Annotated in this window: 16 protein-coding genes and 1 pseudogene; 8 read left to right on the top strand and 9 right to left on the bottom strand. The window is 68.3% G+C overall.

Features of this window, described 5'->3' with window-relative positions; translation table 11 throughout:
* Positions 1 to 10 precede the first annotated feature (10 nt).
* Positions 11 to 1006 (top strand): ABC transporter substrate-binding protein, encoded by a 996-nt coding sequence (locus K5S26_RS03580; RefSeq protein WP_221856112.1) that lies wholly within the window; start codon positions 11 to 13, stop codon positions 1004 to 1006.
* Positions 1003 to 1758, top strand: coding sequence for an ABC transporter ATP-binding protein (locus K5S26_RS03575; protein ID WP_221856110.1), 756 nt, complete (start codon positions 1003 to 1005; stop codon positions 1756 to 1758). The genes K5S26_RS03580 and K5S26_RS03575 overlap by 4 nt, the downstream gene beginning before the upstream one ends.
* 133 nt (positions 1759 to 1891) lie before the next feature.
* Here K5S26_RS03575 and K5S26_RS03570 read toward each other — a convergent pair whose 3' ends face one another.
* Positions 1892 to 2857 carry a GlxA family transcriptional regulator gene (locus K5S26_RS03570; RefSeq protein WP_221856108.1) on the bottom strand — a complete coding sequence of 322 codons (966 nt, stop codon included), beginning with the start codon at positions 2855 to 2857 and terminating at the stop codon, positions 1892 to 1894.
* Positions 2858 to 2974: 117 nt separating this feature from the next.
* On the opposite strand from K5S26_RS03570, the gene K5S26_RS03565 reads away from it, so the two are divergent.
* The 4 genes from K5S26_RS03565 to K5S26_RS03550 are packed head-to-tail and all read left to right on the top strand — an operon-like array spanning position 2975 to position 6664.
* The gene (locus tag K5S26_RS03565; RefSeq protein ID WP_221856106.1) at positions 2975 to 3982 is read left to right on the top strand and encodes an ABC transporter substrate-binding protein; all 1008 of its coding nucleotides are present in this window, start codon (positions 2975 to 2977) and stop codon (positions 3980 to 3982) included.
* Positions 3979 to 5037 (top strand): FecCD family ABC transporter permease, encoded by a 1059-nt coding sequence (locus tag K5S26_RS03560; protein ID WP_221856104.1) that lies wholly within the window; start codon positions 3979 to 3981, stop codon positions 5035 to 5037. The genes K5S26_RS03565 and K5S26_RS03560 overlap by 4 nt, the downstream gene beginning before the upstream one ends.
* Positions 5034 to 5837 (top strand): ABC transporter ATP-binding protein, encoded by an 804-nt coding sequence (locus tag K5S26_RS03555; protein ID WP_221856102.1) that lies wholly within the window; start codon positions 5034 to 5036, stop codon positions 5835 to 5837. The genes K5S26_RS03560 and K5S26_RS03555 overlap by 4 nt, the downstream gene beginning before the upstream one ends.
* Positions 5834 to 6664 (top strand): DJ-1/PfpI family protein, encoded by an 831-nt coding sequence (locus K5S26_RS03550; protein ID WP_221856100.1) that lies wholly within the window; start codon positions 5834 to 5836, stop codon positions 6662 to 6664. Before K5S26_RS03555 ends, K5S26_RS03550 begins: the two co-directional genes overlap by 4 nt.
* 424 nt (positions 6665 to 7088) lie before the next feature.
* Here K5S26_RS03550 and K5S26_RS03545 read toward each other — a convergent pair whose 3' ends face one another.
* From K5S26_RS03545 to K5S26_RS03525, 5 genes are read right to left on the bottom strand one after another with little or no spacing between them, the layout of a single operon-like run.
* The gene (locus tag K5S26_RS03545) at positions 7089 to 7760 is read right to left on the bottom strand and encodes a helix-turn-helix domain-containing protein (protein ID WP_308122742.1); all 672 of its coding nucleotides are present in this window, start codon (positions 7758 to 7760) and stop codon (positions 7089 to 7091) included.
* 22 nt (positions 7761 to 7782) lie between these two features.
* The gene (locus K5S26_RS03540; RefSeq protein ID WP_221856096.1) at positions 7783 to 8427 is read right to left on the bottom strand and encodes a class I SAM-dependent methyltransferase; all 645 of its coding nucleotides are present in this window, start codon (positions 8425 to 8427) and stop codon (positions 7783 to 7785) included.
* A 32-nt stretch (positions 8428 to 8459) separates the two neighbouring features.
* A complete protein-coding gene (locus K5S26_RS03535; protein ID WP_221856094.1) occupies positions 8460 to 9443 on the bottom strand; it encodes an ABC transporter substrate-binding protein in 984 nt (327 codons plus the stop codon).
* A complete protein-coding gene (locus K5S26_RS03530; protein ID WP_221856092.1) occupies positions 9440 to 10225 on the bottom strand; it encodes an ABC transporter ATP-binding protein in 786 nt (261 codons plus the stop codon). The genes K5S26_RS03535 and K5S26_RS03530 overlap by 4 nt, the downstream gene beginning before the upstream one ends.
* Complete coding sequence (locus K5S26_RS03525) at positions 10222 to 11280, bottom strand: FecCD family ABC transporter permease (protein ID WP_221856090.1); 1059 nt, start codon at positions 11278 to 11280, stop codon at positions 10222 to 10224. The genes K5S26_RS03530 and K5S26_RS03525 overlap by 4 nt, the downstream gene beginning before the upstream one ends.
* Positions 11281 to 11363: 83 nt before the next feature.
* Here K5S26_RS03525 and K5S26_RS03520 point away from each other — a divergent pair, with 83 nt between their 5' ends.
* Both K5S26_RS03520 and K5S26_RS03515 read left to right on the top strand, forming a co-directional pair.
* Entirely contained in the window at positions 11364 to 12425 is a 1062-nt protein-coding gene (locus tag K5S26_RS03520) for a CobW family GTP-binding protein (RefSeq protein WP_221856087.1), read from the top strand.
* A 661-nt stretch (positions 12426 to 13086) separates the two neighbouring features.
* Positions 13087 to 13521, top strand: a complete 435-nt coding sequence (locus K5S26_RS03515; RefSeq protein ID WP_221856758.1) for a GNAT family N-acetyltransferase — start codon at positions 13087 to 13089, stop codon at positions 13519 to 13521.
* A gap of 71 nt (positions 13522 to 13592) precedes the next feature.
* Here K5S26_RS03515 and K5S26_RS18600 read toward each other — a convergent pair.
* The 3 genes and pseudogenes from K5S26_RS18600 to K5S26_RS03505 all read right to left on the bottom strand — a co-directional run.
* A pseudogene (locus K5S26_RS18600) lies at positions 13593 to 14249 on the bottom strand (arsenic resistance protein); the annotation flags it as partial.
* The gene (locus tag K5S26_RS03510; protein ID WP_308122741.1) at positions 14243 to 15256 is read right to left on the bottom strand and encodes an NAD(P)/FAD-dependent oxidoreductase; all 1014 of its coding nucleotides are present in this window, start codon (positions 15254 to 15256) and stop codon (positions 14243 to 14245) included. The gene K5S26_RS03510 and the pseudogene K5S26_RS18600, both read right to left, overlap by 7 nt.
* A gap of 457 nt (positions 15257 to 15713) precedes the next feature.
* Positions 15714 to 15989, bottom strand: a complete 276-nt coding sequence (locus tag K5S26_RS03505) for a hypothetical protein (protein ID WP_221856086.1) — start codon at positions 15987 to 15989, stop codon at positions 15714 to 15716.
* Positions 15990 to 15993 lie beyond the last annotated feature (4 nt).

The following is a 15993-nucleotide window of genomic DNA, read 5'->3' as shown; positions in this document are numbered from 1 at the left end:
CGGAGACACCATGCCATCCTCACCACGCCCCATCCTGACAACCATCGCCGCCGTCGCTCTCGTTGCCGCGCTGAGCGGATGCGCCAGCAGCCCGGAAACCGAGCACGGCGATCACGCGTCCGGCGACGCGTATCCGGTGACGGTGACCAACTGCAGCAACGAGATCACTTTCGACCAGTCGCCAGAGCGCATCGTCGTGCTGCGCAACGAAGTCATCCCCGTGCTGTCCTCTCTGGGGGTTCTCGACCGCACGGTGGGCCTTGTCGGCCGTTTCCACGACGCCTACTTCGACCAGCAGACACAGACGACGATGTCGGAGATCCCGGTTCTCAGCGACGAGATCTCCCAGGTCGGCGGCGGGGAGATCTCCCTGGAGGATGTCATCGCACAAGAGCCGGACCTCGTCATCGGCACCTCGGAGACCATCACCCGCGATGGCCTGCTGGCTCAGGGCATCAACGTGCTCGAGAACGAAGAATCCTGCGCCGGCAGTCAGGCCACGTCGACGCTGGACGACATCGACACGCTCTTCACTCTCTACGCCGATGTCTTCGACCGTCACGATGAAGCAGATGCGGCTCTGGTCGACATCGACCAGCGGATCGACGCGGCGATCGCACAGATCCCCGACGGCGAGAACCGGACCGCCGCGATGCTCTATCCCACGATCGGAGGCGGCGCCACATACGCGTACGGGTCTGGGAGCATGAACCACACCCTGCTCGAACTGGCCGGCTTCACCAATGTCTTCGCCGATCCCCCCGACCGAAACGCAGAAGTGACCGCGGAAGAACTCCTCGCCCGCGATCCTGAGGTCATCATCCTGCTGCACAGCGGGACGACGGACGAGGAGGTCGAGGAGTCGCTCACCTCGCTGCCCGGCGCGGGCGAGCTCAACGCCGTCAAGAATGATGCACTCTTCCCCCTGCTGTTCGGGTTCACCTCCCCCGCATCACCGATCACGATCGACGGGCTGACGCAGATCGTGGAGCGATTCCAGGAGTGATCACCGCACACGGCATCCGTTTCGCCTACCAGCGGGCCGCGGTCCTCAACGACATCGAGATCACCGCGGCCCCCGGCGAGGTCGTAGGGCTCATCGGCCCCAACGGCAGCGGCAAATCCACCCTGCTGCGCACCCTCTACGGGGCCCTCACCGTCCAATCGGGAGCCGTCCTGATCGACGACACTCCCCTCACGGACATGCACGCCCGCGAGGTAGCGAAGAAGATCGCCGTCGTCGTCCAGGAACCCGGCGGAGAACAACTCCCTTTCACCGTCCGTGATCTCGTGCTCCTGGGACGCACACCGCACCTGCGGTCCTTCGAACGGCACACCCGAACCGATCACGACATCGTGGCGCACGCCCTGCACAAGGTCGGCGCATCCCACCTCGCCGACCGGACCTTCTCGGAGCTGTCGGGCGGGGAGAAACAGCGCGTACTGATCGGCCGGGCCATCGCCCAGAACGCCGCGCACCTGCTCCTGGACGAGCCGACCAACCACCTCGACATCCGCTACCAGCACGAGATCCTCACGCTCGTCCGCGACCTCGGCATCGCGACGATCGTCGTCCTCCACGACCTCAACCTCGCTGCCCGCTACTGCGACCGGCTCGTCCTGCTCGACGCCGGCACGGTAGCCGTCGAAGGCCACCCCACCGAGGTGCTGACGCCGCGCATCGTCGAAGACGTCTACGGGATCTCCGCCGATCGCATCGACCGCGACGGGATTCCGCAACTCATCTTCACGCTCTGAACACGACGCAGGCGTCGCGGGCCGAAACAGATGCGGCGGGCCCGCGTGACGACCGGCCCGCCGCGTATTCTGTTATCCACCATTTACTCTACATCATGTAGTAGTCATGACGGAGGGTGGGGAGCCGGGTTTCTCACCTACTGGCAAAGCGGCGGCGGTACTCGCGTGGGGTGGTGCCGGTGATGTTGCGGAAGTGGTGTCGGAAGTTCGCCGCGGTACCGAGCCCGCACTGGTGGCCGATGTGATCGATGGCCGCGTCCGTGGTCTCGAGGAGCTCGCGAGCGTGGTCCACGCGTGCCGCGTTGAGCCACTTCATCGGAGTGGTCCCGGTCTCGGCGGTGAAGCGGCGTTCGAAGGTGCGCAGGGGAAGACGAGCGTGGGAGGCGAGCTCAGCAACCGTCAACGGGTCCGCGAGGTGGCGCAGGGCCCATTCTTGGGTCGCGCCGAGGTCGGCCGACGTGAGCGGTCGTGACGGCAGGCGGATGAACTGCGCCTGACCCCCATCCCGATAGGGCGCTGCGACGATCCCGCGAGCGATGTCGTTGGCGACGGCCGCGCCGTGATCTGCGCGAAGGAGGTGAAGGCAGAGGTCGATGCCGCTGACGACGCCGGCGGAGGTGAGGATGTCGTCGGAGTCGACGTAGAGCACGTCGGGGTCGATCTGCGCGGTCGGGCAACGTCGAGCGAGTTCGTCTGCATGATGCCAGTGGGTCGTCGCCCGTTTGCCGTCGAGGAGGCCTGCCGCAGCGAGCGCGAATGCCCCGGTGCAGATGGAGGCGATGCGGGCGCCGCGGGCGTGGGCAGCGCGGAGCGCGTCGGTGACAGTGTCGGGGACGGGTTCGAGGAAGTCGCGGTAGGCGGGGATGATTACCGTATCGGCTGTCGACAGGGCATTGAGTCCATGCTCGATGACGATCGGCCAGCCATGGTCGGTGGCGACGGGGCCGGGCTCGCGCGCGCACAGCAGAACGTCGTATGGGAGCTGGGGTGCGCCGAAAACGACGAAGGGCATGCTGATCTCCAGCGGCAGAGCGTGGTCGAGGACGAGGACCGCGATGCGATGCGCGGCGGTCGCGGTGGAGGCCAGCGGGGTGGTCATGGCGGAGATCTATCCTTCTGCGTCGTTCATGCCACTGTTTCTAGCGTCGCGTGGCGGGGAGAATTGTTATCTCTACAACATGTAGATACAAGATTCTAGCCCCGGAAAGACCATCGCATGCCCCTGCCCACTCGCCGTATCGCCGCCGCTGGCGCGATCATCGTTTCGCTCACCCTTGCGGGGTGTGCGAGCACTACCGACACGACCAACCACTCCCCCGGAGCGAGTCCCTCGCACGCCGGCTACCCGGTCACGATCGACAACTGCGACCGTGAGACGACGTTCGATGCCGCGCCCGACCGCGTCGTAAGCCTGTGGCAGTCGGCGACCGAGATGCTCCTCGCACTTGGTCTCGGTGACCGGATCGTGGCGACCGCGGGCGACTACGCCGCCTACCCGGAGAGCATCGCCGACGATGCGGCGGCGCTGAACTCGATCGGTTCCGCCATGGGCTGGCCCTCGAAGGAGGTCGTGCTCAGTCAGGATCCCGATCTGGTGATCGGCCAGTCGCTGGAGGGCTTCGCCTTCGACGCATCGTACGGTTATGCCACCGCCGAGGAGCTCGAGGATGCGGGGATCGACCTCTACGGCGCGAACATGTGCGTGCCGGAGGATTCGCTCTCGATGACGGTCGACACCTCGTCGGAGACGCTCGCCGACCTCGGCAGGATCTTCGGCGTCGAAGACGAGGCCGAAGCCCTCATCGCCGAGCTTGCCGCACAGAAGCAGGCGGTCGTCGATGCCGTCTCCGGGCTCGACGCGCCGAGTGTCGTCTACTATCAGGGCGGCGAGGGGCCGATCCACGTGCTCGCGGGTGGCATCTACACCTCGGCGATCGAGACAGCGGGTGGAACCAGTGCGTTCCCCACCGAGGCCGACGTGAGCCGAGAGGACTTCGCCGCCTCCGGTGCGGAAGTGCTCCTCGTCGCCACCTTCGAAGGGCAGGACTTCGCCTCCCGCCTGGCCTACCTCGAGCAGACCTTCCCCGATCTTCCCGCCGTGCGGGACGGGCGCGTGTATGAGCTGCCGGTTGCCGACACGGACGCGTCGATCTCCGTCATGCGCGGCCTCACCGAGATCGCCAACGCCATCCACGGACTCGACCTGCCGGTGCCTGCGTCGTGACCTCGATCTCGGCTGAGGTGCCGGCAGGTCACCGGCGTCTCACCGCGATCGTCCTGGTCGGCGCGGTGCTTACCGCTCTCGTGCTCTCGGTCGCCGTCGGGTCGGTGACGATCAGCCCGGGACGGGTCGTGAGCGTCATCCTCAGCCATGTCTCCCCCTGGCCGATGCCCACGGACGCGAGTGAGGTCGAGGCCCGCATCGTCTGGGAGTTCCGTCTGCCGCGCGCCCTGCTCGGGTTCGTCGTCGGTGCCGCCCTCGCGGTCGCGGGCGCCGTCCTGCAAGCGGTCGTCCGCAATCCCCTCGCCGATCCCTACGTGTTCGGCGTCTCATCCGGCGCTTCGGCCGCGGCCGTGTGCGTCCTCACCCTCGCCGCCGGCGCGTTCTCGTTCGTGTCGGTGCCTCTCGCGGCGTTCCTCGGCGCGCTTGCGACGACTCTCGTCGTTTTCGCCCTCGCCCAGCGTCGTGGTCGCGTCACCCCGGGCCGGCTCGTGCTCGCCGGTGTGGCGATGTCGTATCTGCTGAGTGCAGTGACGAGCTACCTCGTGCTGCGTGCGACGCTGCCCGGGCAATCGAACGTCGGGCAGGTGCTCTCCTGGCTCTCCGGAAGCCTCGCCGCCGCGGATTGGGGCGACCTGGGCATCCCGGCTGTCGTCCTCGTTCTCGCGACCACCCTGCTGGTGCTCCTCGCCCGCGTCCTGAACGCCCTACTCATCGGCGACGAGACGGCAACCAGCGTCGGCATCGATGTCGCCCGGATGCGTCTGGTCTTGTTCATCGTGACCTCGCTGCTTGTCGGTGTCGTTGTCGCGGTGAGCGGCGCCATCGGTTTCATCGGCCTCGTCGTACCGCACGCGGCGCGCATGGTCGTCGGTTCAGATCACCGATGGGTCCTGCCCGTATCGGCACTCGCGGGCGGATTGCTGCTCGTGGTCGTCGACATCGCCGCGCGACTGATCATCGCACCGTCGGAACTGCCCGTGGGTCTGCTCACCGCCGCAATCGGGGCCCCCTTCTTCCTCTGGATGCTGCGCCGTCAGAGCCGGGGCCAGTCATGACCAGGGACGGCAGAACCGCATCTGTCTCTGCCGCGCTCGAGATCGACGACGTCGCCGTCGACATCGCGGGCCGTCGCATCGTCGAAGGCATCTCGCTCAGCGCCAACAGTGAAGTGGTAGGCCTGGTCGGGCCGAACGGCAGCGGCAAATCCACCATCCTTCGCACCGTGTACCGGATGCTGCGACCCGCCACGGGCCATATTCGTGCCGCTGGCAATGACGTGTGGGCGACGAGCGCACGCGAAGCCGCACGTGTCCTGGCCGCTGTCGTGCAGGATGCGCCCAGCGACCTCGAGCTCACCGTCGCCGAGTGCGTCGCAACCGGACGAGTCGTCCACGGGAGAATGCTCGGCGGCGACCGCCCCGAAGACGCGGAGGCTGTCCACCAGGCGATGCTCCTGACCGGCGTCGTCGAGCTCGCGCATCGGGATGTGGCTTCTCTCTCCGGAGGAGAACGGCAACGTGTGCAGCTCGCGCGGGCCCTCGCCCAGAGACCGCGCGTGCTCGTGCTCGACGAGCCCACGAACCACCTCGACATCCGGCACCAGCTGGAACTGCTCGCCCTGGTGCGCGACCTCGACATCACCACCGTCGTGACCCTCCACGACCTCAACCTCGCGGCCGCCTACTGCGATCGCATCGTCGTCCTCTCCGGCGGGGCGATCGTCGCCACCGGCGCGCCCCGCGACGTCTTCACTCCGCACCTGCTGCACCGCGTCTTCGGGGTCACCACCGCCATCATCACCAACCCGCTGACCAATCGCCCGCAACTCGTCTACACCCACAGGAGCACACCGTGACAGAAACGCACGACGGCAACAGCGCAGGCGTCGCCTGGGACGCCATCCATCACGATCAGCCGCCGCTCGCCGCCGACAACGTCCGCGACCCGCAGGCTCAGGCCGCATGGGACAGATCCGTCGCCGCGCACCACGCGCTCGCAGCACGCCCCGGCGTGACCTTCCAAAGCGACGAAACCATCGTCATCGTCCTGCACCCCAGGTTCGACACCCTCGACGCGATCGGCCCGCACTACTTCCTCAGCTCCATGCTCGGCGCGACCATCCACCTCGCCACCACCGGCGACCTCGACCACCCCGTAACCAGCGCTGGAGGACTCCCCCTCACCCCAACCATCAGGCTCACAGACGTGCCAGACGCACCAACCGTGCTCCTCGTGCCCGGCGGCGACACCAGCGTCCTCCTCACAGACCCGCAAGCAATGTCCGACATCCAGCGCCTCGGTGAGAAAGCAGCGATCGTCACGAGCGTGTGCACCGGAGCCATCGCCCTCGGTGCTGCCGGGCTCCTCCGCGGACGACGAGCCACATCCCACTGGTCGGTACGGCACCTCCTGACCGGATACGGCGCAACACCCGTCGACGAACGCGTCGTCATCGACGGAAACGTCATGACCGCAGCAGGAGTCACCGCCGGCATGGACCTCGCGATTCGACTGGTCGCCAGGCTGCGCGGCGACGACTACGCACGCTTCCTCGAACTCGGTGCCGAGTACGCTCCCCAACCGCCCTTCGGAACCGGGACACCAGAGAAAGCCGGGAAGGAGCTCACCGCACTGGCCCGCGATTTCTACGCCACAATCGAGCAGGATCTTGAAGCTCGGTGAGCCTCAACCACGACATCGTCACTTGTCCGGCGGTCAAGTGCGCTAAATCGGCCGTGGTCCCGGTTTGGTCCCGGGAACCCCATGTTCACGAGAATCCGAGAACGCTCAGCGCGCGAGCAAACCCCGCCTGAGCAGGACAAAATGTAAATCAGCGGCGCCAACCTCCCCCACTACCCCACCGAAACCCCCAGGTAGACGGTTCGGCCTGATTCCCTGATTTTCGGGCATCTCAGCCCCTCAGACAGTCTCATTTCATGTCATGGATTGCATGGTTTGCATGCATCAGGTCCCGGCCAGGTCCCGACGCGTGACCGGGATGCCGCGTACAGCCGATTGAATAGACGTAGCTGATCTCACCGCTACGCAAGCCAAGGTACGTCGCGGCGTCAGCAGCGCCTTCTTCGCCGCAGTCTCATGCACACTCTCATCGATCGATATACCGGTTGATCTCAGGTGTCTCCGCCTCGCGAGCCCCTCCGTCGCGGTTCGCCGGACGATCAATAGCTCCGAATTCGGGCAAGTGGATGCGTTCTCCGCTGCGGTTGAACATGGCGAGGATCTCGACGGGTTGACCACCGACGGCGGCGACGCCGTGCGGGAGGCGTGTGTCGAATTCGGCGGCCTGGCCTGCTTCGATGACGAGCTCGCGGTCTCCCAAGATGACGCGGGCACGCCCCCGGAGGACGTAGCACCATTCGTAGCCGTCGTGCGAGCGGGTCTGGATGGGCTCGTTTGTTGGAGTGAGCGTCATCTTGAACGTCTGGATCGGAGCGGACTCGGGTGAGAGGTACTCGACGGTGAGGTTCCCGAACCGCTGGGTGCGGGAGCGTATGCGCGGGTCGGGTGCGGTCCACATGAGTAAGTCGTCGAGGCTGAGCCGCAGAGCACGCGTGACGGGGATCAGCAGCTCCAGGTTCGGTGCGCGTTTGCCGGACTCGAGGCGGGACAGGGTCGATGCCGAGATTCCGGTGGTCTCGGACAGCGCCTCGAGTGTGAGGTCTCGTTTCAGCCGCGCGGTGCGCAGGCGTGGCCCGACCTCGCGCAAGACTGCCTGCGTGAGGCCGGGCCTACTTTCCTCGGGCGCCTGCTCGGTCACCGAGAGAACCCGATCATCCGCGTCATGCATCCAACCTACGAAGATGGAGCACATGGTCCTCGCGGACACCGGGCCGCCCTTCTGGGCTGGTGAGCTCAATCCGGTCGAGCTCGTCGCGCACAATCTCCCACTCCTCGTCTGCGAGCTGCAGGGCGACGAGATTCTCCTCGGGCGACTGCACGGTGAGGTTGACTGGGTGACCGGGGTCCGGCATCGCCGGGTGCCAGGAGGGCACGCTCCAGTGGGAGACGACGAGCAGGTGCCCGCCGGGAGCGACGGCTTCGGCCGCGTGGCGGAGAATCCGCTCCCGCTCCCCCGGAACCGCGACCGGTGAATGCAGGAACTGCGCCGACACGAGGCTGAACCGCCCTGACGGGAAGTCCGTAGCGAGATCGTGCTGCGCGAAGCGCACCCGCTCCCCGTGGCCGATCCTTTCGGCGTGAGCCTGGGCACGCTCGACGGCGATCTGCGAGGCGTCGATGCCAAGGACGTCCCAGCCGTGCTGGGCGAGCCAGATCGCGTCGGCGCCTTCCGCGCAGCCGAGATCGAGCGCGGTGCCTGGTGTGAGTCCTTCGGTCTCGGTGATGAGGATGCGGTTCACCGGTCCCTGCTCGGCGCGGGTGTGCTCGGCGTAGAACCCGTCCCAGAAGACCGGGGCGGTCGGCATGGGTCTGGTCACGATCGTCTCCGTCCTGCCGATCAGCGTCCGGCCGTCTCGACGTCCGCGGCGATGGCCTCGAGCGCGTTGACTATGCCGACGCCGCTGCCCTGGGCGAGGTTCTCGTCGGCACCGTAGACGCGATTCTCCGTGACAGCGGCGAGGCCAGGAAGAGCGGCGGCGAGGTCGGCGATCGCGGCCTGCTCGTCGCCGACGTAGTTCACGAACACGATGTCGGGGTCCATCGCGAGCGCCTGCTCGGTGTTGAGCTCCGCGAACGCGGTCGGCAGGTCGGAGAACTCATTGGTCAGCCCCAGTGCCTCAGTGAACGCGGAGGCCGGGTAGCCGCCGATCGCATAGACCTTGCCGCCGACGACCTTCAGGAACGCGACTCGTGCGGTGCTGCCGTTCAGAGACTCCTTTGCGGCGGCGACCCGGTCCTGTAGCTCCTGGTTGAGCTCCTCGGCCTGGGTGGGCATGTCGTAGATCGCGCCGAGGTTGGTGATGTCTGTGTAGACGGTCTCGATCGACTGGTTGCCCGACGGCTCGGCGCAGTAGGCGCCCATGACGTAGGCGTTGGCACCGATGCCGGCGAGGTCGTCATAGGAGAGCGTGCCCTGGCCGACCAGCTGCGCCTCGTTGAAGGACAGGAACAAGTCGGGTGCGGCTTCGATCACCGGTTCGCGGGCGGGGATGACGTCTGGGGAGACAACGGTGACGCCTTCGGGAAGATCCGCGGGTGCTTGACCCTGGTCGTCGGGTCCGAGGACGACGCCGGTCACGGATTCACCGACGCCGAGGGCGTCGAGGGTCTCCAGGGTGCGCCAGTTGCCGAGCACCACCCGGGACGGCGCCTGGTCGTAAGCGAAGTCCTGCCCGCAGGAGGACACGGTGACCGGGTAAGCGGCGGTGTCGTACGGGCCGCTGGACGTCTCTGAGGGCGTGGTCGTGGAGCAGCCGGCGAGCGCGAGGCCGGCGAGCAGCACCACGGCGGGTGCCGTGGCTCGGGTGCGGGATGTGGTCACGAGGGTGTGCTTTCTGTGATGGGGCGCGGTCCGAGATGGATCGCGCGGGTTCCGGTGAGGGGGTTGGTGGTGACGGCGGCGGCGACGCTGAACACGTCGCCGATGAGCTCGGGGGTGAGTACCTCGTCGGGACTGCCGGAGGCGACGAGCCGACCTGCGTTCAGCAGGTGTAGCCGGTCGCAGTAGGCGGCGGCGAGGTTCAGGTCATGAAGTGCGGCGAAGACGGTGACGCCGAGGCGGCGGAACAGGCCGAGCATGTCGTGCTGGGCGGCAAGATCGAGGTGGTTGGTCGGCTCGTCCAGCAGGACGACTGGTGTGGCTTGGGCGAGAGTGCGGGCGGCGAGCACCCGCTGCCGCTGTCCACCGGAGAGGGTGTCGATCCGCCGATCCGCGAGGCTCGTGATACCGGCCGCGGCGAGGGCCTCGCCGACCCGGTCGCGGGGGTCCTCGTCGGCTCCGAACAGCCGCCGGTGCGGCAACCGGCCTGTCTCCACGACCTCGCGGACCGTGTACCGGGCGTCGGTGCCGTCGTCCTGCATGAGCACCCCGACGCGGCGCGCGAGCTCCCTGGTCGGCAGAGTGGCGACGTCGGTGCCGTCGATGAGCACGGCGCCGCGCGAGGGTATGAGGGCGTGCCAGATCGTCCGCAGCAGGGTGGACTTGCCCGAGCCGTTCGGGCCCAGCAGCCCCACCATCTGGCCGTCCACGACGGTGGCCGTGATGGTTTCGAGGATCTGCGCGGCGCCGATGCGGACCGAGACGGCGTCCACCTCGACGCTCATGCCGGTGCTCCCCAGTCGGTGCGGGCGAGCTGGGCGATGAACAGCGGGGCGCCCACGGCGGCGGTGATGATGCCGATCGGCAGTTCGGTGGGCGCGAGTACGGTGCGGGCGAGGATGTCGGCGGCGGGAAGGAACGCGGCACCGAGCAGCAGGCTCGCGAGCAGTACGCGGCGGTGGGCGGCGCCGACGAGGAACCGGGCGGCGTGCGGGATGACGAGTCCGACGAACCCGATCCCTCCCACGACGGACACGACGCAGGCGGTGATGAGGGCGGCGATCCCCATGAGTTCGAGCTGGAACCGTCCCACCGGAACGCCCTGCGAGCGTGCCAGCTCGGGGCCGGCGGCCAGGGCGTCGAGCCAGCGAGCCCGGAGCAGCATCCACCCGCACCCGAGGACGGTGATCACGGTGAGCAGGGGCAGGTCGTCCCAGCCGACGCCGGCGACGGAGCCGAGCGTCCAGAACAGGGCGCGCTGCAGCTGGGTGGGGGTCGCCATGATCTGGAGGAAATAGGTGGCCGCGGCCAGCAGGTACCCGATCGCGACGCCGGAGAGGATCACCCGGCCCGGCGCCCAGCCGCCGCCGCGGCGGGCGAGGGCGATGATCACCAGGAATGCGGCGATAGCCCCGGCGAATGCTGCCGCGGTGATGCCGAGGCTTCCGACGCCGAGCAGGACGATCGCGGCGACGGCGCCCAGGCTCGCACCGGGGGTCACGCCGATCACGTAGGCGTCGCCGAGGGGGTTGCGCACCACGGCCTGGATCACGACTCCGGTCACGGCCAGGGCGATGCCGACGACGATGCCGCCAAGGACCCGCGGGAGGCGCACGTCCCACACGATCTGCTCCGCCATGCGCCCCGCCAACGGTGGTGCGCCGAACAGGTGGGCGGCGATGACCTGACCGACCTCGTCCAGCGGCACGGTGACCTGGCCGACAAGAACGCCGGCCACAGCGACAGCGAGGACGAGCAGGCCGGCACCGACCCACACCCAGCGGCGCGGGCCGCGCGGCTGCGAGGGCGTGTCGACGACGCTGGTCGCGGTGGCGCTCACACACCCTCCCAAAAGTGATAATCGTTCTCAGTAGATTCTTGAGTGACACGGTACGACGGTGGTGGAAGCGGGTGAAAATTCTCATGCCGAATCAGCAAAGCGCCCAGGCCGCGCCCCCACGCGCGGTCTCCGAGCGAGTGCCGGTGGTCGCGGTCACCGGGTACCTGGGTGCCGGAAAGACGTCCCTGCTCAACCATCTGCTGCGTGCACCTGGTGCTCGGATCGGTGTGGTCGTCAACGACTTCGGCGCGCTGAACGTGGACGCCGCACTGGTGTCCGGACAGATCGACGAAGTGGCGGGGATCGCCGGCGGCTGCCTGTGTTGTCTGCCGGATGCCGGTGGGCTCGACGACGCGCTGGAGAAACTCTCCCACCCGCGGCTGCGGCTGGATGCGATCGTGGTGGAGGCCAGCGGAGCAGCAGACCCGGTGACTCTGGCCCGGCTGATCCGCTTCAGCGGCGCCGAGCGAGTCCGGCCCGGTGGAGTCGTCGAGGTGATCGACTCGATCGAGCACTTCCGCACCGTGGACACCTGGCCGGACCCGCCGCTGCGTTACGCGGCGGCTACCGTCGTCGTGATCGGCAAGAGCGATCTGCTGCCCGCAGGCGAACGCGAACGCACGGTCAAGCGCATCGGTGAGCGGGTGCATGCCCGTAACCCGCACGCGCAGTTGGTCGTAGCCCAGGCCGGGCGGATCGACCCCGCTCTGGTGTTCGACACGGCGAGCCAGACCGAGCCCGAGGACGAGCTGCCCATCGCCGCGCTGATGCGCGAGGAACACCTCGGCCATGAGGGACACGCGCACGCCCAGGCGACCGCGGTGCCGTTGAGCGCGCCGGTGGCGCCGGCTGCGTTGATCGATCTGGTCGAGGAGCCGCCCGACGGCGCTTACCGGGTCAAGGGGCGCGCGCGGGTCCGCGGCCCGAAGGCGGAGCGCGGGTATGTGGTCAACGTCGTGGGGCGGATGATCCACATCGCTCCTCTGCCGGAGCCACCGGCCTCGGGTGAGCTTGTCGCGATCGGCCCGCACCTGGATCCGGCGATCGCTCAGCAGGCGTTGGCGGCGGTCGCCGCCGCACCCGCAGACCGACCAGACGTCCCGGGCCTGCGACGGCTGCACCGCTACCGCTGGCTCAGCGGCTGAACAAACGAAGCTCCCGACGAGGAAGCAGCACGAACATGGCCACAGTGCGTCGCATCACCGAGCAACCCGATGCCGTTCTCGAGCTGGTCGCGGCGGGGATCGCCGGGCAGAGCCCGTCACCCCTGGCGTGCGACCGTCCCGCCGTATGCGGCTGCGGCGGCTCGGCTGGCGATGCGGCGATACCTCGAGGGCGACCCTCTCGCCTCGGGCTGGGTGGCAATGGAGCAAGAGCGCGCTGTCGCCGTATTGGGTGCCACGTTGGAGGTCGTCGACGACCACGTCGGCTATACCTACATCCATCCTCGCCACGCGTCCACGTCGCTGTCGGCGTGGACGGCAACCACCTGGCAGCACGTCACGACCCATCTGTAGGCCCTCGTCCGCGCGGTCGCCGAAGACGCGAGGCCGCACGGCATCACCCGGCTGCTCGTGCAGACCCGAGTACCACGCACGGCACACCCGCAGGGGAACGGTCGCGGATCAGGCCGAGGCGCCGACCCGCCGGGAACTCGCGCCCGGGGAGAGCAGGCCGAGGGCAGAGGCGAGACCCTGGTGGTCGACGGGCCGGAAGGGCGACCGGTCGGCAGCCTGCGGACGATGATCCTGGAGCTGCCCGAGGACAGCCCAGGGCGGGCCTCCTTGCCCGCACGTCAACGGCTACGTGGGGCTGACCAGCGTCGCACCGCAGGCCCGCGGCACCGGTGTGGGCACCAGCCTTGTCGACGCTGCTCTCGCCTGGTTCGCCGACCGTGGCCTGGACGATGTGCTGCTGCACTTTGTCGACGACAACGTACTGTCCTGCCCGTTCTGGAGCCGCCGCGGCTTCACCCCGCTCGTCGTCACGCTCGCTGGAGACGTTCTGTCCCGACCGTCACCGTGTCGGCGGCGCAGCAGGGCTGTGATGACCGTGAGATGGGGGAACTCGATGAGCATGCCAAGAATGATCGCGGCGTGCACGACGGGTCGGTCCGGGAGTGCGACGGTCGTGACGGCAAGCATCAGCGGGGCGTTTCGGGCCGAGGTGGTCATCGTCAGCAGCGCGTGCTCGGGATGGCGCAGCCGGAACAGCCGGGCGACCCCTTCCCCCAGTGCGTAGGTGACGGCGAAGAACAGGAACACCACGACCAGGACCCACGTGAACGAGGCCGGGGCGGCGAGGATCGTGCCGACGTTGCCTGCGAAGATGGCGACGATCACTGCCGCGATGACTCCGGGAACCGCCCCATCAACCGCGGCGACGATCCCACGCCGTACGCCCACCGGCAGCGCGAGGCGCAGCAGCAGTCGCAGTCCGAGGCCGGCGACCGCCGGGAGGACGAACCACATCAGCAGCGTCGGGGCTGCGGATGTAATGAGCCCGTCGACGTGCTCGCGCGCGAACAGGGCAAGCCACACGGGGTACAGGAGCAGCTGGAGAGTCAGCTGCACGGGGATCAGGGCCGCGCCGGTGATAGTGTCCCCGCCAGCCAGGCGGGTGAAGCCGAGGAACCAGTCGGTGCAGGGTGCCAGGCAGTAGATGAGGACACCCAGGCGCAGGGCGTCAGACGGCAGCAGCATCGTGAGCGCGAGCGCGATCAGCGGGATGGCGAGGAAGTTCATCCCCACCGCCAGCAGCACCGTCCGTGGTGCGCGGCGCAGCGCCGGCAGGCCGTCCAGACGCAGGGTGAAGAACAGGCTCCCCACCAGCAACAGGATCAGCGGGTCCGTGAACCCCGCGACGCTCTGCCCCGCCGCCGGGGCGAGAAAGCCGAGCAGGCTGCCGGCGAGGATCGCGGCGAGAAACAGCACGGTCGTGACGCCGGTACGCAGCGGCGCGGTCAGCATGCGCACTCCACACCGCAGCAGGACAGGTCGTCGGTGAGCATCCCGGCAGCGCGCCACGCTTCCAGAGCACCGGTGTCCTTCCCGGCCCGCTCGCCGATGACGCGGGCGATATGGGCGAAGCGTTGCCGGAACTTGTAGACGAAGCAGAACTTCAACCCGCCGTGCCGGATCGCCGGGCCCGACAGGAACAAGCCGGGCGCGATCGTGGATTGGTCGTCCTCATCGAGTTCGGGCCACCCGTCCGGCCGGCGCTCGAACAGGTGTCCGACGGGGCCGAGGCCGGGTCCGTATCCTGTGGCCGCGATCGGTCGCGAGTCGACCCGGACGCGGGTCCCGTTGTCCAGGCTCGCGACCCACTCGTCGCCATCGCGCTTGACGCCGCCGACATGCGCGTCGACGAGGGTCAGCCGGCCGGTGGCTTCCGCGGCTTTGAGCCGGGTCCTGGAGCGCGGTGTCAGTCGGAAGGAGGGGTCGGATCCGGTGCGGGCATCCCAGGGCGTGGACCGGTCGACGATCGTGACGTGCGCTCCCTGTTCGACGTGATGGCCAGCGATGTCGATACCTGACTCGTATCCGCCGATCACCAGCACCCGGCCCTCGCGCGGCTCCCAGGCCTCCGGCGTGCGGGCGGGATCGGTGAGGCCGCTGCCGGAGATGCGCGGATCCAGTGGCTGGTGAAACTCGCCGCCGGCCCACACCATCGACCGGGTCACCACGGGTCCGCGGGCGCACTGGATCTCGAAGCCCAGCTCGTGCCGGCTGACCGCCGTTACCTCCGTGTCGTCCAGCACCGGGACCCGGAAGTGCTTCACGACGCTACGCAGATACTTCGCGTACTGCGGTCCGGTCGGATAGTCCACCCCGAGGCTGAACGCCGGAGACGTCTCCGGGTGCACTGCGTTCAGGTCGGTCGCGCCGAACCCGTTGCCCGTGAACGAGGGAGTGAGAAACGTCTGCTCAGTCGGCCAATCCAGGAACGTCTGGCCGATCTGGCCCCGCTCGAGCACCCCGAAGGTGAGGGTTCTCCACGGCTGTCAGCGCCAAGGCGGTGCCGATACCGGCGGGGCCGGCACCGACGACGAGGGCATCGAGGATCTTGGGGGTTTGTCGGCATGAGTTAGCAATCTAATTGAGAAGCGTTCTCAATAGACTAGATTGGGAATCCCCACCGCCGCGAATCGTGGCCCAAATTGATCGAAGGAGTCACCGTGTCACTCCATCACTATTGGTTCCGCACCAGCGCGCCGGCAGCCATAGTCCTCCCGCTGCGGCGGCGACGCCCCGGCAGGCCGCTCCCCACATCTGGCGAAGGTGGTTTGAGCACCGAGGAGCGAGAGGCCCAGAACCGGCGGCGCAGGTCAGACGGGGCGTGTCGGCAGCGTGAGCGCGAGTTCGAGCGCCGATGGCAGCTCGGGATGTAGTCGCGAACTTCGCGCGCGGCCTGACGCGGCTGGGGTCTGCGCTTCAGGAATGCTGCATGCGATCGACCCGCGCGCCGAGCCGGGCGAGGATGGCGCCCTCGGTCGCCCCGGTCGCTGCGGCCAGCTCGATCGCCAGCAGGCGGGATACCGTCGCCAGCCCGACGACGACATCCCCGGGATCGGACTCCCGCCGCAGCGCTCCGTCGAGGGCGGCCTCCGGCTCGTGCTCGGCATCCGCCCAGGCGGCCACCACGCGCAGCCCGGCCTGGATCGAGCGGTACTGATCCTCGGAGACCCAGGACGGCTCGCTGACGCTCACGGCC

This window comes from Microbacterium marinilacus (genome assembly GCF_019753765.1).
Classification (GTDB): domain Bacteria; phylum Actinomycetota; class Actinomycetes; order Actinomycetales; family Microbacteriaceae; genus Microbacterium; species Microbacterium marinilacus.
The sequence above is the reverse complement of the archived record's forward strand: the minus strand, read 5'-3'. Positions and strand labels throughout refer to the sequence as shown.